Origin of the sequence: Streptomyces sp. NPDC018031 (assembly GCF_044327625.1) — a bacterium.
Lineage (GTDB): Bacteria > Actinomycetota > Actinomycetes > Streptomycetales > Streptomycetaceae > Streptomyces.
Window position 1 is genome coordinate 334,407 of sequence record NZ_JBIRFT010000005.1, and the last position, 20,774, is coordinate 355,180.

Here is a 20,774-nt window from a genome sequence, read left to right on the forward strand (position 1 = left end):
CCCGGGGCGGGCGCCCCGGGCCGGGCCGGGGCGCTCACCGCGCGATCAGCGTGTCGATCAGCTTCGCCAACTGGTCGACGTGGGGGGCGGCGAGCATGGACAGGTGGTCGCCGGGCGTCTCGTGCACCTCCACCGGGCGGGCCGCGTACCGCCCCCAGCCGCGCGCCGGGTCCCCGAGCGTCCAGGACAGCGACTCGGGCGGCACGTTGTCCGGGTGCAGGTCGGCGGCGCGGAAGAAGGTGAGGGTGCCCGGGTAGGGCTCGGCGGGCTGGTACAGGCTGCGCTGGTCGGCGACGTAGGCGCGGACGAAGCCGCGCAGCCGGGTGTCGTCGTCGAACTCCGGGGGCAGCACCCGGTGGTCGGCCAGCACCTGCCGCAGCGCCGCCAACTGCTCGGCCTCGCCCAGCCGCCGCAGCTCCGCCACGTCCAGCGCCACGTCCTTGCGGAACACGCGGCCGAACACACCGGCCAGCGACGCCAGCCAGGTGGCCTGGTCCCAGCTCTCGGTGTGCCGCTGCCGTTCGGGCAGCGGGGCCGCGGTGTCCAGCAGGCCGACCAGCCCCACCTCCTTGCCCATCCGGCGCAGCCGGGCCGCCAGCTCCATCCCGATGTGCCCGCCGAAGGAGTGCCCCACGAAGTGGTACGGGCCCTCCGGCTGTGCCTCGAGCACCAGCGGCAGGTACTGCCGGGCGAGCTCCGCGACCAGGGTGGCCGGGGCGATGTCGTCGGTGAACAGCGGCTGCAGACCGTGCACCGCGAGCCGTTCCGGCAGGGCGCCCACCAGCTCGTGGAAGTAGACCAGGTTGCCGCCCGCGCCGGGCAGCAGGTACAGCGGCACCTCCCCGCCGGGCCGCAGCCGGATCAGCGACCGGCGGCCGGTGTCGCCGTCCGCCCGCTCCAGCACCCGGGCCATGTCGGCGACCGTCGGCCCCTGGATCAGGGTCGCCAGCGGCAGCCGGCGCCCGAACTGGCGCTCCACCTCGGCCAGCAGCACCACCGCGAGCACCGAATTGCCGCCCAGCCGGAAGAAGTCGTCCCGCACCCCCAGGGAGCGCTGTCCCAGCACCTCCTCCCAGAGCACCGCCAGCCGCATCTCGGTCACCCCGCGCGGGGCGATCCGTTCGCCCTCCTCGCGGGCGGCACCCGACGGCTCCGGCAGCGCCCGGCGGTCCACCTTGCCGTTGGGGGTGTACGGCAGCGCGGGCAGCTCCAGCAGGGCCGCCGGGACCATGTACCCCGGCAGCCGGCGGGCCAGGTGCGCGCGCAGCGCCGGCAGCGACACGGCGGCGCCCGGACCGGCCACCAGGTAGCCGGTGAGCCGGGCGTCCACGCCGGTGCCGTGTACGGTCGCCGCCGCCTGGGCGACGTCCGGGTGGTCCCGCAGCGCCGCCTCGATCTCGCCCAGCTCGATGCGGTGGCCGCGCACCTTGACCTGGTGGTCGGTGCGGCCGATGAACTCCAGTGCCCCGTCCGGCCGGTGGCGCACCAGGTCGCCGGTGCGGTACATCCGCGTCCCGCCGCCGGGCGCGAACGGGTCCTCGGCGAACCGCTCCGCGGTGAGCCCGGGCAGGCCCCGGTAGCCGCGGGCCACCCCGGCGCCGCCGATGTACAGCTCGCCGGGCACCCCGGCCGGCACCGGCTCACCGGCCGGGTCCAGCACGTACAGGGTGGTGTTGGCGACCGGGCGGCCGAGCAGCGCCGAACCGTCCGGGTCCACCCGGTGGGTGGCGGACCAGATGGTCGTCTCGGTCGGCCCGTACATGTTGTGCACCCGGGCCCCGGTCAGCCGGGACAGCCGCTCGGCCAGCGGGGCCGGCAGCACCTCCCCGCCCAGCAGCAGCAGTTCCAGCCGGGCCAGGGCCTCCGGTCCGCCCGGCTCGGCGAGGATCATCGCCGCCTGGGAGGGGGTGCACTGCAGCCGGGTGACCTGGTGCCGCTCGATCAGCTCGGGCACCGTCGGGCCGGGCTCGGCGTTGCGGTCCGCGTGCCGTTCGCGGGCCTCGCCCAGCAGCGGCAGCGACTCCAGCACCGTGTCGTCGGCGACGCCGAAGTCGATCAGGCACGCGACCTCGTCCACCCCGGTGTCGGCGATGGCGTCCAGCCGCTCGGCGACCTCCTCGGCGGTGCCGAACAGCGCCGCCGAGCCGTAGAACCGCTCGAAGGCGTGGTCCAGCAGCGTCCGGAGGTCCTCCTCCGGCAGCGCGCCGAGGTCGTCGCCCAGGCCCATGGTCCGGGCCAGGCCGGCGATCAGCCCGAGCGAGGAGGCCAGGTAGTCGCGGAACGGCTCGCGCACCCGCTCGCGGACCACCTCCGGGTCCGGGCCGACGAAGGTGTGCACCATCAGGGTCACCCGGCCCGGCCCGGCGTGCCCGGCCTCGGCCCTGGCCGCGCGGTAGACCTCGATCTTCCGGGCCAGGTCGGGCAGGTCCTGCCCGAGCAGATGGGTCAGGACGTTGGTGCCCGAGGCCCCGGCCGCGCGGAAGGTGTCGGGGCTGCCGGCGGCGGTCACCCACAGCGGCAGCTCCGCCTGCACCGGCCGGGGCAGCGCCCGCACCCGGGCCGGTCTGCCGTACCCGTTGGGCAGTTCCACCGTGCCGCCCGACCACAGGGTGCGCAGCGTGTCGACGCCGTCGAGCATGACCTGCTTGCGGTCGGCGTAGTTCTCCGGCGCCAGCACGAAGTCGTCCGCCTGCCAGCCGGAGGCCACCGAGATGCCGGCCCGGCCGCCGGAAAGGTTGTCCACGACCGCCCACTCCTCGACCACCCGCAGCGGGCTGTGCAGCGGCAACACCACGCTGCCGGCCCGGATGGCGACCCGCTCGGTGACCGCGGCCAGCGCGGCGCCGACCACCGACGGGTTGGGGAAGACGCCCCCGAAGGCGTGGAAGTGCCGTTCGGGGGTCCACACCGCCTCGAAGCCGTGCGCGTCGGCGAACCTGGCACCCTCCAGCAGCAGCCGGTAGGTGCAGCCCGGCGACGCCTGGCCCTCGGTCCCGGAGGCGCTGGCGAAGTAGAACAGGCTCAGATCGGCGACCCGGCCGGGCCGGCGGCCCGCCGAGCGCGGCGGATCGGGCTGGAGCACCACGGTGGAGCCGTGGGTGAGGGTCCACACCAGCTCCAGTACCGAGATGTCGAACGAGACGGTGGTGACCCCCAGCCAGGTGCCGGCCGCCGCCGCGCCGAACTCCTCGGTCATCGCGGCGCAGAAGTTCACCACGTTCCGGTGCTCGACCATGACGCCCTTGGGCCGCCCGGTGGAGCCGGAGGTGTAGATGACGTACGCCAGGTCCGTGGGCGCCACCTCGACCGGGGCCGCGGTGTCCGGCCGCCCGGCGGCCGCCGGCTCGTCCAGGCACAGCACCTCGGTGCCCGCCGGGCACACCAGACGGTTCCGCAGCGCGGAGACGGTCAGCAGCAGCGGCGCCCCGGCGTCCCGCAGGATGTGGTCGTTGCGCGCCGCCGGCGCCGCCGGGTCCAGCGGCAGGTACGCCGCGCCCGACTTCAGCACCGCCAGCACCGCCGTGACCAGGTCGGGGGTCCGGGGCAGGCACAGGCCGACCAGGGTGCCCGGGCCGGCCCCGCGCTCGCGCAGCAGGCGCGCCAGCCGGCCGGCCGCGGCGTCGAGCTCCGCGTAGCCGCGCACCGTGTCGCCCTGCACCACCGCGGGCCGGTCCGGGGTGGCCGCGGCCTGCCGCTCCACCAGCCCGTGCACGGTGTCCTCCGGAACCCGGAGCGCGGTGCCGTGCCAGGCGGTCAGCAGGTGCCGCCGCTCGGCGGGGGTGAGCAGCGGCAGCCGGGACAGCGGGGTCGCCGGATCGGCCACCGCCGCCTCCAGCAGCGTGCGCCAGTGGCCCAGGTGGCGGCGGACGGTCCGCGCGTCGTACAGGTCGGTGGCGTACTCCAGGGTGCCGCGCAGCCCGTCCGGCCCCTCCTCGGCGATCAGGGTGGTGTCGAACTTGGCGGTGCCGGTGTGCACCTCCTCCAGCCGGCAGGAGAGCCCGGGCAGCCGGAAGGTGTCGGTGTTCGCGTTCTGCAGGATGAACATGTGCTGGAACAGCGGGCTGTGGCTGAGCGTCCGCTCCGGCTGGAGGACCTCCACCAGTTGCTCGAAGGGCAGGTCCTGGTGGTCGAAGGCGGCCAGTGAGGTGCCGCGCACCCGCTCCAGCAGCTCGCCGAACGTGGGGTCGCCACCGGTACGGACCCGCAGCACCAGGGTGTTGACGAAGAACCCGATCAGCGGCTCGACCTCCGGGCGCAGCCGTCCGGCGACCGGGGTGCCCACCGCCAGGTCCGCGCTGCCGCTCAGCCGCGACAGCACCGCCGACCAGGCCGCCAGCAGCACCATGTACGGGGTGCAGCCGTGCGCCCGGCCCAGTTCCCGCACCCGCTCCAGCAGTTCGGCGGGCAGATGGTACGGCTCCACCGCGCCACGGTAGGACTGCACGGCCGGCCGCGGCCGGTCCGCCGGCAGGTCCAGCAGCGCGGGCAGCCCGTCCAGCTCGCGCCGCCAGAAGTCCACCTCGTCCGCCAGGGCCTCGGTGGTCAGGTGGGTGCGCTGCCAGGCGGCGTAGTCGGGGTAGCCCACTGTGAGCCGCGGCAGTTCCGTCACCGTGCCGTCCGGGTCCGGCTCCGCCTCGCCGGCGAAGCCCCGGTACAGCGCGGCGAGTTCCCGGTAGAGCACCCCCAGCGACCAGGCGTCGGAGCTGATGTGGTGCACCGACAGCAGCAGATGGGCCCGTTGCGGGCCCTCGTGCACCAGCCGGGCGCGCAGCAGGGGAGCGGTGCCCAGGTCGAAGGGGCGCCGCGCCTCGGCCGCCGCCAGCTCCGCCACCGTCTCGCCGTCCGCCGGCCGGTGCTCGGGCAGTTCCACCGCGCAGTCCCGGACCACCTCGGCCACCGGCTGACCGTCGCCGACGCGCACCACGGTGCGCAGCGCCTCGTGGCGGCGCACCAGTTCGTCCAGCGCCCGGCGCAGCGCGTCGACGGTCCGCTCGTCGACCCGGCCCTCCAGCGTCACCCGGCCGGACAGGTTGTAGGCCGCGGCGCCGCTGTCCGGCAGCATCTCGGCCATCACCCACATGCGCTGCTGGCCCCAGGAGAGCGGCAGCGGCCCGGCGGTCCGGTCCAGCGGGCGCACCGGCGGGCGGTCGGCGGCCCGGCCGCCCCGGGCACCCTTCAGCAGGGCGATCAGCTCGTCGCGGCGGGCCCGCAGCCGCGCGCGCAGCCCGTCGTCGAGGGCTCCGGGCGGGGCGCTGAAGCGCAGCCGTCCGTCCTCCTCCCACAGCCGGATGTCGCGGGACCGCAGCTCGGCCAGGAGTTCCACCGGCGATGTCACAGCTCCCCCTCTTCCCGTTCGTCCCCGGCTTCCCCGGCGCGCCCGGCGCGCCCGGAGCCCTCGCCGGCGCCCTCCGCGGCCCACCGCAGGGTCTCCACGCTCTCGGCGACGCCGGACACCGTGGGCGACCCGAAGATCACCTGGGCGGTGACCTCGACGCCGTGCTCCTCGGTCAGCCGCAGCGCGGCGCGGGTGACGGCGAGCGAGTGGCCGCCCAGCGCGAAGAAGTCGTCCTCGGCCCCGACCCGGGCGACCCCCAGGACCTCGGCGAAGACGGCGGCCACCGACTTCTCCAGCGGGGTGCGCGGCTCGGTCACCACCGCCGCCCTCGGCTCCGGGACCGGGAGGCTCCGGCGCTCCACCTTGCCCGCCACCGTCAGCGGCAGCTCCGGCAGCGGCACGAACACCGTCGGCACCATGTACTCCGGCAGCCGCTCGGCGCAGTGCCGGCGCAGTTCCGCGGGCGTCGGTTCGCCGTCCGCCACCACCCAGGCGACCAGCGCCTGGGCGGCGCCGGTGCCGCGCGGCTCCACCACCGCCGAGCGGACCGCCGGATGGGCCAGCAGCGCCGCCTCGATCTCGCCCGGCTCGACGCGGAAGCCGCGGACCTTCACCTGGTGGTCGATCCGGCCCAGGTAGTCCAGTTCGCCGTCGGCCCGCAGCCGGGCCAGGTCGCCGGTGCGGTACATGCGCTCGCCGGGCCGGAACGGGTCGCCGGTGAACCGCTCCGCCGTGAGGTCCTCGCGGTGCAGGTAGCCGCGCGCCAGGCAGGGGCCGGCCACGCACACCTCGCCCGCCACCCCCCGGGGCACCGGGGTGCCGTGCCGGTCCAGCAGGTAGACCCGCACGTTGTCCACCGGGCGGCCCACCGCCGGCAGTTCCGCCCAGTCCTCCGGCGGGCCGGACAGCGTGTACGAGGTGACGACATGGGCCTCGGAGGGGCCGTACTGGTTGTGCAGCGCCGCCCCGGTCCGGGTGAAGAACTCCCGCAGTTCGGTGGTGACGTGCAGCTGCTCGCCCGCGGTGAAGACGTCGCGCAGCCCGGTCGGCCAGGTCCGGCGCGCGGCGGCCACCTCGGTCAGCTGCTGCAGCGCCACGTACGGCAGGAACAGCCGGGTGACGCCCTCCTCGGCCAGGTACGGCAGCAGCCGCAGCGCGTCCCGGCGGGTCACCGCGTCCACCAGCACCACGGTGCCGCCGGCCGCCCAGGCGCCGAACGTCTCCATCATGCAGACGTCGAAGTGCAGCGGGCTGAACTGCAGCACCCGGTCGTCCTCGGCGAACGGGAAGGCGCGCACCTGCCAGGCGAGCAGGTTGGCCAGTGCCCCGTGCCGCATGGCGATGCCCTTGGGGCGGCCGGTGGAACCGGAGGTGTGGATGACGTAGATCAGGTCGTCCCGGCCGGTGACCGGATCGATCCCGGACCCGTCCTGGCCGGACCAGTCCAGGGTGTCCAGGCGCAGCAGCCGGGTGCCGTCCGGGGCCGGCAGGTCGCGGTCGGCCAGCAGCACCGGACAGCCCGTCTCGGCGAGCAGCTCCGCGGTGCGCTCGGCCGGGTGGTCCGGGTCCAGGGGCACGAACGCCGCACCGGCCTTGAGGATCGCCAGCATGGCGACGATCTGCCGCACCGAGCGCCCGGCGTACAGCCCGACCAGCGCGCCCCGCCCGGCGCCGTGCCCGGCCAGCAGCCGGGCCAGCCGGTTGGACTCGGCCTCCAGCTCGGCGTAGCTCAGCGCGGTGTCCCCGAGGACCAGCGCCACCGCGTCGGGCCGCCGCCGCGCCTGCTCGGTGAGGTAGCGGTGCACGGGCCGGTCGAGGTCGGCGTCCAGGGGGCTGCCCCCGGAGGCCGCCAGCAGCTCCTCGCGCTGCCCGGCGGTCAGCAGCGGCAGCGTGCCGACCGGGGCCCGGGGGGTCCGCGGGGCGGCGCGCACGAACTCCTGGAAGGACGCGGCGAGCCGCTCCACCGTGGCCCGGTCGAACAGGTCGGTGGCGTACTCCAGGGAGCAGTCCAGCCCATCCCCGCGGTCCTCGGCGAAGAGCGTCAGGTCGAACTTGGCGGTGCCGTTGTGCACGGCCTCCCGGGAGACCTCCAGCTCCCCGGCCCGGCCGCCCCGGTAGGGCGTCTCGAAGTAGGTGAGCATGGTCTGGAACAGCGGGGAGTGGCTGAGCGACCGCTGCGGCCGGAGTTCGGCGACGATCCGCTGGAAGGGCACGTCGCGGTGGTCGAAGCCCGCCAGGAAGGTGCGCTGGACGCGCTCCAGCAGCTCGGTGAGGGACGGCCCGCCGGACAGGTCCACCCGCAGCGGCAGGGTGCCGACGAAGAAACCCACCACGCCGGCGGCCTCCGGGCGTTCCCGGTTGCTGACCGGCGTGCCGACGACGATCTCCTCGGCGCCCGCGTGCCGCGCCAGCACCGCCGCCCAGCAGGCCAGCAGCACCACGTACGGGGTGACCCGGGCGCCGGCCGCCAGCTCGCCGATCCGCGCGGTGTCCTCGGCGCCGAAGGAGAAGTCCAGCAGGTCGCCGCGGAAGGACTGGCGGGCCGGCCGGGGACGGTCGGTGGGCAGTTCCAGCAGCGGCGGCGCGCCCTCCAGCTGCCGCCGCCAGTAGGCCAGCTGCCGGTGCGCGGTGACCGGGGACAGCGTCTGCCGCTGCCACTCGGCGGCGTCGATGTAGTGCACCGACAGCGGTGGCAGGGCCGCCGGGTCGCCGTCCGCCTGGTACAGCCGGAACAGCTCCCGGAAGAGCACCGACAGCGAGGCGGCGTCCGCGGCGACGTGGTGCACCGACAGCACCAGGTGCGCCTCGTCGGGCGCGGTGGTCACCAGCAGGGCGCGCAGCAGCCGCCCGGCCGCCAGGTCGAACGGCTCGGCCGCCGACTCCCGGGCCAGCCGCTCCAGTTCGGCGCGCCGCTCCGCCTCCGGCAGCCCGGTGAGGTCCGCCCGGCGCACCGGCAGCGGCGCCGGGTCCAGCAGCACCTGCTCCGGCACCCCGCCGGGGCCGGGCCGGTAGGCGGTGCGCAGCGCCTCGTGCCGGTCGGCCAGTGCGGAGAGGCAGCCGGCCATCAGGTCCGCGTCCAGCGGTCCGGCCAGCCGGACCGCGCCGCTGACGACGTACGTCGGTTGGTGGCCCTCGACCTGGTCGAGCAGCCACAGCGCCTCCTGGCCCGCCGACAGCGGGAAGGTGCGCCCGTCGCGCGGCACCGGGGCGATCGCGGCGGTGCTCCGGGCCTCCGCCGCGAGATGGGCGATCAGCTCCGGCTTCCGGGCGCGCAGCCGGTCCCGGAGGTCCGGGGTGAGCGCTCCCTTCGCGGCCGACACCCTCAGGTCACCGCCGTCGGCGGTGACCCGGATCCGGGCCGCGGCCAGTTCGTCCAGCAGCGCCACCAGGCCGGCCGCGCCGTCCCCGTCACCCGCCCGCGCGGCCGTCTCGGGTCCCCCGTTCACAGCGTGATCTCCTCTCGTTCCTCGCCGTCAGGCTCGTCCAGTACCTCGGCCAGCAGATCGAGCACGTGCTTGGTCAGCTCCTCGACGCTCGCGCCCTCCAGGAACCGCACCACCGGGACCACCACCCCCAGGTCGGACTTGACCCGGTTGCGCAGGTCCAGGGACATCAGCGAGTCCAGGCCGAGTTCGGTGATCGGCTGCTGCGGGTCGATCTCCTCCGCGTCGGCGCGCAGCACGTCCGCCAGCCGGGCGGCCAGGTACTCGCCGACCAGCCCGGTGCGCTGCTCGGCCCCGGCCGCGGCGCACGCCTGCAGCAGTTCCCCGGAGCCGTTCTCCCCGGCCGCGCCCAGGAAGGGCGCGAACTGGCCGGTGAGCCGGGCGGTGGGGAAGGCGGCGAAGACGCCCGCCCAGTCCAGCCGGGCCACCGTGACCTGCGCCGGGTCGTGGTGCAGCACCCGGTCGAAGACCTCCAGCCCCTCGGCCGGGGACATGCTGCCCACCCCCACCCGCGCCAGCTGGTCCAGACCGTCCTCGCGGACGGCCAGGCCGACCTCGTTCCACGGGCCGTAGCCCAGGGCGACCCCCGCGCCGCCGGCCGCCCGCCGGTGGTGGGCGAGCGCGTCCACGAAGGCGTTGGCCGCCGCGTAGTTGGCGGCCCCCACTCCCACCGGCCCGAACACCGCGGGCAGCGCCGACACCATGAGGAACATCCGCGCGTCCCCGAAGACCCGGTGCAGGTTCCACGAGCCGGCCACCTTGGGCGCCGCGACCTCGCGCAGCCGCTCGGTGTCCAGTCCGCTGAGCATCGCGCCCCTGACCACGCCCGCCAGGTGCAGCACGCCCACCACCGGCGGCAGGCCGGCCTCGGCCAGCTCCGCGCGCAGCCGCGCCACCCGGGCCGGGTCCGCCACGTCCGCGGCCGCGGTGTGCACCCGGACGCCCAGCCCGGTCAGCTCCGCCACCGCCGCGCGCTGAGCGGCGGTGCGGACCCCGCCGCGCGAGGTGAGCACCAGGAAACGGGCACCGTGCCGCACCACCCGGCGGGCCAGGGCGAGCCCCAGGTCGCCGAGGCCGCCGGTGAGCAGATAGGTGCCGGCCGGGTCCAGCCGTGGGGGTGCCGCCGCGGGCCGGGCCGGCTCCTCGTCGCGCACCAGCCGCGGGGCCAGCAGCCGCTCGCCGCGTACCGCCAGCTGGTCCTCGGCCGGTTCGCCGCGCCCGCCGGTCAGCACCGCCGCCAGCCGCGCCGCCTGCGCCGGACCGGCCGCGCCGGAGGTCCCGGGGCCGGCGGCCGGGTCGAGGTCGACCAGACCGCCCCACAGGTCGGGGTGCTCCACCGCCAGGACCCGGCCCAGCCCCCACACCGGGGCCTGGAGGACGCCGGAGACGGTGACCGGGGTGTCCCCGGCGGGCTGGGCGCCCCGGGTCACCAGCCACAGCCGCCCGCAGCGCGTGGGATCGTCCAGTTCCAGGCAGCCGCGGACCAGTGCCAGCGCGGCCTCGCCGCCGGTGCGCTGCGCCGCCGCCACCTGCTCGGTGGTGGCCTCCGGCAGCTCCGGGGCGTCCAGCGGCCACAGCATGGCCACACCGCTCAGCGGCCCGGCCCCCAGCGCCCGGAACAGCGCCCGGCGCACCCGCTCGGGGTCCGGGTCGCCCTCGGACCGCACCACCTCCACCCGGTGGCCGCGCGCGGTCAGTCCGGCCGCCAGCGCGTCCCCGGCGCCCGCCGCGTCGGCGTACACCAGCCAGCGGCCCGGCGCCGCCGGTTCCGCGGCGCCGGAGTCCGCCGCGTCCGCGGGCGGCGGGACCTCGGTCCAACGAGTGCGGTAGCACAGCCCGGCACCCGCGTCGCCCGCCGGGTCGGCGGACTCCACCCGGCGCATCCGCAGCCCCCACGCCCGGGCGACCTCGCCCTCGGCGTCGAACAGCCGCACGTCGGCGGCGAGTTCGCCGTCCGCCTCGGCGGCCGGGGTGCGTACCACGTGGGAGTACACGGTGCCCCGGGGGCGGCGGCGGATGGCCAGCTCGGCCACGCCGACCGGCAGGGCCAGCACCGCCTGGCCGGTCAGCGCCTCCGGGGCCAGCGCCCCGAGCAGCAGGAAAGCGTTGTCCAGCAGCCCGGGGTGGAACTCGTAGGCGTCGTCCTCGGTGCCCCGCGGCACCTGGAGGCGGCCGAACACCTCCCCGTCGCCCACCCACATCCGGTCCAGGCAGCGCATCCGCGGCCCGTACGCGGCGCCGGCCGCCGCCACCCGGTCGAAGAACTCCCCGGCGTCCACCTCGGTGACGCACCGGGCGGCGATCTCCGCGGCGTCGTCACTCCACGCCGGACCGTCCGCCGGGGCCCCGGCGGGCTCCGCCGCCGGGCCGGCGACCGCGGTCACCGCCGCGGCGGCGCCGGTCACCGGGGCGGTGCGCCGCTCGGCCTCGGCGGCGCGCACCGCGGCGTCCTCCCCGGCCAGCGACCGCAGCCGGTCCAGGTCCGGCAGACCGGCCAGCACCGCGTCGGCCGGCGGGCCGAAGTCCAGCAGGCAGGCCAGCTCGTCCACACCGATCTCCGCCAGCCGCCGCACCAGCGGCAGACAGGAGTCCGGGGAGCCGATGAGCGACCGGGCGGAGGCGAACCGGTCGTACAGGAACGCCACGAACTGCGACAGTTCCTCGTCCGGCAGCGATTCCAGATCCGTCTCGCCCCGGCCGCGGGACCTGGCCAGCCCCTTCAGCAGCCCCAGGTTGGACTTCAGATAGGCGCAGTACGGGTCGCGCGCCGCTTCGGTGGCGGCCGCCGCGTCCGCGCCGACGAAGGTGTGCAGCATCACCGTGACCCGGCCCTGGTGCGGGTCGAGCCCGGCACCGGCGCGGGCCGCCCGGTACCCGGCGATGTTCTCCGCCAGTCCCTCGACGCCCTGGTCCAGCAGATGGGTCAGCAGATGGGCGCCGACCCGCCCGGCCTTGGCGAAGCTCGCCGGGGAGCTGGCCGCGGTCAGCCACAGCGGCAGCTCCGGCTGGACCGGCCGCGGATAGGTGCGCAGCCGGACCGGCTTGCCGGTGCCGCTGGTGGCCGGCACCTGCTCGCCGCGCCACAGCGCGCGCACCGTCTCCAGCGCCTGCTCCAGGTAGGCGTTGCGGTCGGCGTAGCGCTCGGGGAAGAAGGCGAAGTCGTCCGGGTTCCAGCCGGACGCCACCGACATCCCCACCCGGCCGCCCGACAGGTGGTCCACCACCGCCCACTCCTCGGCCACCCGCAGCGGGTCGTGCAGCGGCAGCACCACGCTGCCCGCCCGCAGCCCGATCCGGCTGGTCTCCCGGGCCAGCGCCGCGTGCAGCAGCGCCGGGTTGGGGTAGAGCGAGCCGAGCGGGGTGAAGTGCCGCTCGGGGACCCAGACGCTGTCGAAACCGTGCTCGTCGCCGAAGCGGGCGCTCCGGATCAGCAGGTCGTAACGGTCCGTCCCGCGCAGGGAGTTCTCGTCACTGGCGAAGAACATCAGACTGAATCTCATGACGCGCGCTCCCCATCGCCGGTCTCCGCACGGGCACCGGCCCGGAGCGCCGCCACCGCCGGGCCGGCGGGTGCCAGCCGGGCGCTGGCGTGCCGGGTCCAGCCCGAGGCGGTGTCACCGCCCGCCCGGCTGTCCACACTGAACGTCAGCTGCCGGCCCGGCCGGCCGTGCAGGCCGACCTGGACGATCCGCTCGCCGCCCGGCGGCACGCTCAGCACGCTGTGGTACCGCACGTCCCGCAGCGTGTACGGCGTCTCCGGGTCCAGCTCGCGGGCCGCGGCCAGCGCCATCTCGATGTAGCTGGTACCGGGGGCGACCACCCGCCCCTGGATCCGGTGGTCGTCCAGCACGGCGACCTGGTCCTGCGCCAGCGACCGCTGCCACACGTGCCGGGCCGGGTCCGCGGCGAGCCGCGGCAGCCGCACGCCGAGCAGCGGATGCCCGGAACCGGACCCCGCCGGGGCCTCCGCGGCGGCGCCCGGCGCGGCCGGGCCGCCCACTTCGTCGGGCAGCCAGAACCGGCGCCGCTGGAAGGGATAGGCCGGCAGTGCGCAGCGGCGGCCCGGGCGGCCCGCCCGCAGCCGCTTCAGGTCCACCGGCACGCCCGCCGCCCACACCGCGCCCAGCGCGCGGGCCAGTGTCCGCTGCTCGGAGCGGCCACCGCGCAGCGAGGGCACCCACTGCCCGGACTTCCCGGCGGCCTTGGCGGCCCGCTGGGCGAGCGGGGCGAGTACCGCGTCCGGGCCGATCTCCACCCCCAGCGCGCAGCCCTCGCCGGTCAGCGTGTCGATGCCGTCGGCGTACCGCACGGCGTGCCGCAGCTGCTCCACCCAGTAGTCGGCGGTGGCCATCCGCGGCCCGGCCAGACGGCCGGTCAGCGACGAGACCAGCGGCAGCCGGGGCGGGCGCATGGCCGGCTTCCCGGCCGCGACGCGGAACTCCTCCAGCACCGGCTCGACCAGCGGCGAGTGGAAGGCGTGCGAGGTGCGGATCTCCTTGGACAGCCGGCCGTCCCGCCGCAGCGCCTCGGCGACCCGCCGGACCGCCTCCGCCTCGCCCGACAGCACCACCTCGTCGGGGCCGTTGACCGCGGCGAGCGACACCCGGTCGGCGAACGGCTCCAGCGCCCGGAGCACCTCGGACTCCCCGGCGCGCACCGCACGCATCGCGCCGCCCGGCGGCAGGCTCTGCATCAGCCGGGCGCGGGTGCCCAGCAGCGTCAGCGCGTCCTCGAGGTCGAACACGTCCGCCAGACAGGCCGCGACGTACTCGCCGACGCTGTGCCCGAACAGGTACGCCGGCTCCACCCCGAGGGACCGCCACAGCGCGGCCAGCGCGTACTCGACGGCGAACAGCGCCGGCTGTGCGAACTCGGTCCGGGCCAGTGCGTCCGCGTCCTCGACGACCGTGTGCGCGTCGATGGCGAGCCGGTCGCGCAGCACCCCGGCGCACCGGTCGAACGCCTCCCGGTAGACCGGCCACCGGCGGTACAGCTCGGTGCCCATGCCGGCCCGGTGGGCGCCCTGCCCGGTGAACAGGAAGGCCACGGCGGGGGCGCGGCGCGGGGCACGGCCGGTGGCGGCCGCCGCCGACGGTCTGCCGCTGCGCGCGTACCGCTCCAGCGCTTCCCGGGCCTCGGCCGGGTCGGCGGCGGTGACCGCAAGCCGGTGCGGCCACACGGCGCGGCCGGTGGCGGCGGTGTGCGCGATGTCGCCGAGCGGGTCACCGGAGCGGGAGAGGTGGTCGGCGTACCGGCCCGCCAGCTCGCGCAGCGCCTTGGGACCGCGCGCGGACAGGGCCAGTACCGTGTCGCCGGCCGGTTCCTCCGCCGGTCGCGGAGCGGCGGTCGAGGCGGGCGCCTCGCCGAGCACCACATGGGCGTTGGTGCCGCCGAAGCCGAAGGCGCTCACCCCGGCGACGCGCCGCTCGCGCGGCCAGGGACGCGGTTCGGTGGGGATCTCCAGCGGTGAGTCGAGGTCGGCGATGTGCGGGTTGAGCCGGGTCAGGTGCAGGTGCGGCGGGATGGTGCCGTGCGCGAGGGTGAGCACCACCTTGATGAACCCGGCGATGCCGGCCGCCGCTTCCAGGTGCCCGATGTTGGTCTTGACCGAACCGAGGTAGCAGGGCCCCGCGGTGTCCGGCCGGTCCTGCGCCAGCACGGTGGTCAGCGCCTCGTACTCGATCGGGTCGCCGAGCGCGGTGCCGGTGCCGTGCGCCTCGATGTATCCGAGCTCCTCCTGGGCCACCCCCGCCGCGTCCCAGGCCGCCCGCACCACGTCCTGCTGGGCCTGGCCCCGCGGCGCGGTGAGTCCGTTGGACCGGCCGTCCTGGTTGACCGCCGAGCCGCGCACCACGGCCAGCACCCGGTCGCCGTCCGCCACGGCCAGCGAGAGCGGCTTGAGGACCACCACTCCGCAGCCCTCGGAGCGGACATAGCCGTCGGCGCGTTCGTCGAACGCCTTGCACCGGCCGTCGGCGGCCATCATCCGGGCGCGGGAGAACACCGCGGTGTAGTCCGGGCTGAGGATCAGGTTCACCCCGCCCGCCAGCGCCAGTGAGCTCTCCCCGCGGCGCAGCGCCTCGCACGCCTGGTGCACGGTGACCAGGGAGGAGGAGCACGCGGTGTCCAGCGCCATGCTGGGGCCGCGCAGGTCCAGCAGGTACGACAGCCGGTTGGCGGCGATGCTCAGCGCGTTGCCGGTCCCGTAGTGGGCGTCCAGCGCGGCCGCCACCCCCGCGGTCAGCCGGGTGTAGTCGTTGTTGCTGATGCCCACGAAGACGCCGGTGTCGCTGCCGGAGAGGGAGTCCGGCGCGATCCCGGCGTGCTCCAGCGCCTCCCACGCCACCTCCAGCAGCAGCCGCTGCTGCGGGTCGACGGCCACCGCCTCGGCGGGCGCGATGCCGAAGAACTCCGGGTCGAACCCGGCGACGTCGTCCAGGAACCCGCCCCAGCGGGTCGCCAGGCCGCCCGGCCGCGCCGGCTCCGGGTCGTACCGCGCGGCGGCGTCCCAGCGGTCGGCGGGTACCTCGGTGATCGCGTCCCGGCCCTCGACCAGCAGGCGCCAGAACGCGTCCGGGTCCGCGGCGCCGGGCAGCCGGCAGGCCATGCCGATGACCGCGATCGGCTCGTCGGCCGCCGTGCCGCGCGGCAGCGCACGCGCGGGCCCGGTGGCCGCTCCGGTGAGGAACCGGGCCAGGTCCTCGGCGGTCGGGTGCCGGTAGAGCAGGGCGGCGGGCAGCCGGCGGCCGAAGGTGCGCTGGAGCGTGCCGGAGACGGCCACCGCGGCCGCCGAGTCCACCCCCTGGGCGCTGAACTCGGTACGCGGGTCGAGCTGGTCGGGGGAGCGGTCCAGCTGCTCGGCGACGGCCTCCAGCACCTGGCGCAGCACCGCGTCCGGGTCCGCGCCGGTGCCGTCGGCGGCCGCCGCTCCCGCCCGGCCGGCCGGGGCCGGGCTGCCGGTCCAGGTGGCCACGGTGTCCAGGGCGCCCGTCAGATAGCCGTGCCGGGCGGCCCGCCGGGCGATCTTCCCGCTGGAGGTCTTGGGGACCGCGCGGTTGCGCAGCAGCACCAGCGCGTGCAGCGGCACGTCGTGTTCGGCGGCCACGGCGGCGGCGACCGCCGGACCCAGCCGCTCGGCGTCCACGTCGTCCTGGCGCACCTCCTGCACCACGACGACGCGTTCGGCGCCGTCGGACTCGACCGCGAAGGCCGCGGTGCAGCCCGGGCGGAACACCGGGTCCACGCCCTCGACGGTGCGCTCGATGTCCTGCGGGTACAGGTTCCGGCCGCGGACGATGATCATGTCCTTGATGCGGCCGGTGATGCACAGCAGGCCGTCCGGGGCGATGAACCCCTTGTCCCCGGTGGCCACCCAGGGCGGTGTGCCGGCGTCGGCCGGCTCGCCGGCCGGCCGGTTGCCGAAGGTGGCCGCGGTCTCCTCCGGACGGCGCCAGTAGCCGTGGCCGGCGCTCGGGCCGCTCAGCCAGATCTCGCCGACCCGGCCGGGCGGCAGCGGCCGGCGGGTCTCCGGGTCCACGATCAGCAGCCGCTGGTCGTGATGGGTGGTGCCGACCGCGACCACCGCGCGGGAGCCCGGTGTGCCCGGGGCCACCGCCACGATCCGGTCCTGCTCCAGGGCCGGGCCGTCCAGGTGGTGGACGGCCGGGCCGTCGCCGGGCCGGCCGGAGGAGACGAAGACGGAGTTCTCCGCGAGCCCGTACGCCGGGTACATGGCCCCGGCCCGGAAGCCGTGCGGGGCGTAGGTCTCGGCGAACCGGCGCAGGGTGTCGGCGCGGATCGGCTCGGCACCGTTGAGCGCCACCTGCCACCGGCCGAGGTCCAGCCCTTCCCGGTCCTCGGGACGGACCCGGCGTACGCACAGTTCGTACGCGAAGTTGGGCGCGCAGCTCAGCGTCCCCCCGTGGACGCTGAGGGCGCGCAGCCAGCGGACGGGATCCTGCAGGAACGCCTCCGGCGGCATGTACACCAGTTCGGCGTGCCAGTACAGGGCCTGGAGCAGATTGGCGATCAGCCCCATGTCGTGGAAGAGCGGCAGCCAGGAGACGAACACCGGCCGGTCGGTGTGGCCCATGGCGCGGGCCATCATGCCGCAGTTGTGCAGCAGGTTGGCGTGGCTGAGCATGACGCCCTTGGGGTTGCCGGTGGACCCCGAGGTGTACTGGAGGAACGCCAGGGTGTCCGGCTCGGGTCCGGGGTCGGTCCAGCCCTCCGCCTCGGACAGCGGCACCCGGTCGGAGGCCAGCCAGCGGGCCTGCGGGTAGTGCTTCCCGGCGAGCCGGTCGTACAGCGCGCCCGGGGCGGCGACGATCGCCGCCCCGCAGTCCCGGACGACCGCGTCGAGCCGGGCGGCGTGCTTGTCCGACCGCGGCGGATAGGCCGGCACGGCCACCAGGCCCGCGTAGAGGCAGCCGAAGAACGCCGCCACGAATTCCGGGCCGGACGGGTACAGCATCAGCACCCGCTCGCCGGGACCGGCCAGTGTGCGCAGCCGCGCGGCAATGGCCCGGGCCCGCAGATCGAGGTCGGCGTAGGTCAGTCGTTCCGTTACGGATTCGCCGTCGGCCAGGAACGTGAAAGCCGTTCGCTGTCCGTCTTCCGTGCCCCGGAGCCGGAGCAGCTGGACGAGATTCGTGACCGCAGGGTCCGGCAGTGCCTTGAGGGAATAACCGCTCACGTCTTCCTCTTTCGGAAAATGCTCCACACAGGTGTCGGCACGGAGAGGGCACAGCGCCGGGGACCGCCGCCCTGCCGCACGGCGGTCCCCGGCGCTCGGGTCAGCTGTCGGCGCCGGCCTCGGCGGAGTCCTCCCGGGCGGGCGGGGACTGCGGCGGGTAGAACAGCTCGACGGCCGGCTCGGCGCGCTTCAGGGCGCCCACGAAGTCCTCGGTGGTCGCCAGCTGGATGAGCTTGCTGTTCTTGAAGGCGCCGGTGGAGTAACCGGTGAGCACGGCGGCGTGGGCGGCCTCGATGTCCGGGAAATCCACCACGACGGCGAAGTTGTACTCGACGTCGCGGGTGAACCAGTAGTTCACCACTTCGCCGCCGAGGGAACCGTAGAACTTGAAGGCGTGTTCGTCGCGAGCGACGATTCCCTGCGGGTTCTTCAGAACACCGCGGACCACTTCCTCCGAATACTGCGCGAGGATCATGAATTGCATGACAACACCCCTGACGGATCAAGCTTCTTTCCCGCAGATGCTGCCTGGGCCGGCGAGTGGCCAACAACCGTTTGTCCGATGCGCGCCAGCACCTGTCGCGCTGCGGTCACCGGGCGATCCGCCGGGCCGGCCGGCGGATCCGCGAGGGGCGGTGCGACCCCGGCCACCGGCCGCGGCCGCACCGCGCACCACGGCGTGCCGGGGGTGTCCGCGCCCCGGCCGACGGCGGGCACCACACGGCGCCTCGCGGGCAGCGCACGGCGTCCGGTGGGCAGCACAGGGCACGCGGCGGGCAGCGCACGGCGTCCGGTGGGCAGCACAGGCCACGCGGCGGGCAGCACACGGCGCGCGAATGGGCAGCACACGGCACCCGGCGGGCAGCGCACGGCGCCTGGCGGGCAGCACACGGCATACGGATGGGCAGTACACGGCTCCCCGGGGGCGGCACTCGGCGCCCGGTGGGCCCGTCGGGCCCACCGGGTCATGGCGCCGTAGCGGCTCCGGGAGAGGTGCGGGGCGGCGCTGCGCCGCGCCCGGCGGCGGCCGCTACAGGGGCACCGCGGTGCCGGCGTCCCGCTCCTGGGCGAGCCGGTACAGCAGGTCGCAGGTGAAGGCGTCCTCCAGCGGCACGCCCACCGACTTGAACAGCGTCACCTCGGCGTCGGAGCGCCTGCCCGGGTGGCGCCCGGACAGCAGGTCGCGCAGCTCCACCAGTGGTGTGTCCGCGGGCATCGCACCCTCCGCGATCGGGATGATCAGGTCGCCCGCCTCCCGCAGCACCGCGGCGGCGGACTCCACGAACACGCGGGCGCGCGCCACCAGTGCCGACGGCAGCTCCCGGCGGTCGGCCCCGTAGCCGCCCACGGCGCTGATGTGCACGCCCTCCCGCGCTACCGCGGCCGCCTCGAACAGCGGCACCGGCGAGGACGTCACGGTGCAGATCACGTCCGCGTCCGCCACGGCCGTCCCGGCCCGGTCGCTCACCGCCACCTCCCACCCGCGGTCGGCGGCCCACCCGGCGAGCCGCCGCGCCCGGTCCGGGTCCCGCCCGTACAGCCGCACGGTGTCCCAGGGCCGGATGCCGGCCAGCGCCTCCAGATGGCCCCGGCCCTGGACACCGGTGCCGAGGACGGCCAGGACCCGGGCGTCCGGGCGGGCCAGCCGGTCGGTGGCCAGGGCGGTCACCGCGGCGGTGCGCAACTCGGTCACCGCGGTGGCGTCGATGAGTGCGGTGGGGCGGCCGGTCCGGGCGTCGAAGAGCGTCACCAGGCCCTGGACGCCGGGCAGTCCGTGCGCCGGGGCGTCCGGGAACAGGCTGAGGAGCTTCACCGCCAGGGTGCCGCCGTGCACCGCGGGCATCAGCAGCAGGTCGCCCGCGCCGGTGTCCACCGCGGTCCGGGCGAACTCCGGGGCGCCGTCCGGGGTGGTGAAGGCCGCTCCGATCCGGGCGGTCAGCTCGGTCACCGGCAGCAGTTCCCGTATCGTCCGGCCGTCGAGGACCCTCAGCACGGCGACCCCTCCGCTCCCGGCGTCCGCGCAGCGGCGGCCAGCGCGTCCGCCAGCAGCTCGCCCAGCAGGTCGATCTGTTTGTCACTCAGTCCCGGGTGGCACGGCAGATTCATCTGCTCATGGAACCACAGGTGTTCGGCCACCGGGCACTCGCCGAAGCGGTGGCCGCGCGAGCGCCACTCCGGCGTGAGGTGGAGCGGGAAGTAGCGCACCGGGACCTGGACGCCCCGCTCGGCCAGCTCGTGCAGGAGCCGGTCGCGGGCGATTCCGCCGCCCTGCCGGACGAAGAAGGTGAACAGGTGGTTCGACTGGACGACACCGTCCGGTTCGCGCGGCACCTCGATCACCCCGGGGTACTCGGCGAGCACCTCGGTCAGCCGGGCCGCGATGGCGCGGCGGCGGGCGACGAACTCCGGCAGCGAGCGCAGTTGGGTCACGCCCATCGCCGCGGCGGCCTCGCTCAGCGTGGCGTTGGTGCCGGGCCGCAGTACGGCCAGGCAGTCGTGGGTGTAGGCCAGCCCCGGGTACAGGGCGCCGGGGAAGGCTTCCGCGGAGGTGCCGAAGCGGCGCGCCCGGGGGCTGTACCGGGCGTCCGCCTCGTTGCCCCGGAGGCGCTCCACGCGCTCCGCCCAGCCGGCGTCGGAGAAGGTGAGCATCCCCCCTTCGCCCAGCGTCGTGACGTTCTTGCTGGAGTGGAAGGAGAAGCAGCCGAGATCCGCCAGGGAACCGGGGCGGCGGCCGTGGTAGCTGCTGCCCAGCGCGTGCGCGGAGTCCTCGACCACCAGGGCGCCGTGGGCCCGGGCGATCGCCGTGATCTCGTCCATCTCGGCGGGCAGCCCCCCGTAGTGGACCAGGATGACGGCCCGGGTGCGGTCGCCGACCAGCGTGCGCAGGTGCTCGGGGTCCATGTTGAGGGTGTCCGGGCGGACGTCGCAGAACCGGACCGCCACCTCCGGATGGCGCAGCAGGGGCTGGATGGTGGCCTGGTACGTCTGCGGGGTGACGACGACCTCGTCGCCCGGCCGCAGCCCCAGCAGGTGGATGGCGAGCTCCAGCGCCACCGTGCCGCTGGTCACGCTCATGGCGTGCGGCGTGCCCGCGTAGGCGCGGAAGTCGTCCTCGAACCGCTGCCGCCACGCGCCCCCGGAGAGGGTCTCCCCGGAGCCGAGCACGCTGGTGACCGCCTCGATGTCGGCGGCACCGGCGGGACTGCCCACCGGCAGGTACGGGACGCGCCAGTCCCGGCCGGCATGCCGGAGGGCCGCGGTCTTCTGGACGGTCTTGCCGGTCATCGATGCTCCCAACGGT

At 75.9% G+C, this 20,774-nt stretch carries 7 protein-coding genes; all 7 read right to left on the reverse strand.

From position 1 onward, the window contains the following. Positions 1-34: 34 nt before the first annotated feature. The 7 genes from ACH4B3_RS16010 to ACH4B3_RS16040 all read right to left on the reverse strand — a co-directional run bounded on the left by ACH4B3_RS16010 (position 35) and on the right by ACH4B3_RS16040 (position 20,758). Positions 35-5,335, reverse strand: coding sequence for a MupA/Atu3671 family FMN-dependent luciferase-like monooxygenase (locus tag ACH4B3_RS16010; protein WP_398463439.1), 5,301 nt, complete (start codon positions 5,333-5,335; stop codon positions 35-37). After that, on the reverse strand, positions 5,332-8,781 hold the full coding sequence (locus ACH4B3_RS16015; protein ID WP_398463440.1) for an amino acid adenylation domain-containing protein: 3,450 nt from the start codon (positions 8,779-8,781) through the stop codon (positions 5,332-5,334). Before ACH4B3_RS16015 ends, ACH4B3_RS16010 begins: the two co-directional genes overlap by 4 nt. Continuing rightward, positions 8,778-12,278, reverse strand: coding sequence for a bifunctional LLM class flavin-dependent oxidoreductase/SDR family oxidoreductase (locus tag ACH4B3_RS16020; RefSeq protein ID WP_398463441.1), 3,501 nt, complete (start codon positions 12,276-12,278; stop codon positions 8,778-8,780). The genes ACH4B3_RS16015 and ACH4B3_RS16020 overlap by 4 nt, the downstream gene beginning before the upstream one ends. Then, complete coding sequence (locus tag ACH4B3_RS16025; protein ID WP_398463442.1) at positions 12,275-17,473, reverse strand: beta-ketoacyl synthase N-terminal-like domain-containing protein; 5,199 nt, start codon at positions 17,471-17,473, stop codon at positions 12,275-12,277. Before ACH4B3_RS16025 ends, ACH4B3_RS16020 begins: the two co-directional genes overlap by 4 nt. A 100-nt stretch (positions 17,474-17,573) precedes the next feature. Beyond that, positions 17,574-17,957, reverse strand: a complete 384-nt coding sequence (locus ACH4B3_RS16030) for a GYD domain-containing protein (protein ID WP_398463443.1) — start codon at positions 17,955-17,957, stop codon at positions 17,574-17,576. A 546-nt stretch (positions 17,958-18,503) separates the two neighbouring features. Beyond that, a complete protein-coding gene (locus ACH4B3_RS16035; protein WP_398463444.1) occupies positions 18,504-19,466 on the reverse strand; it encodes an ornithine cyclodeaminase family protein in 963 nt (320 codons plus the stop codon). Then, positions 19,460-20,758, reverse strand: a complete 1,299-nt coding sequence (locus ACH4B3_RS16040; protein ID WP_398463445.1) for a DegT/DnrJ/EryC1/StrS family aminotransferase — start codon at positions 20,756-20,758, stop codon at positions 19,460-19,462. Before ACH4B3_RS16040 ends, ACH4B3_RS16035 begins: the two co-directional genes overlap by 7 nt. Between the last annotated feature and the right edge of the window lie 16 nt (positions 20,759-20,774).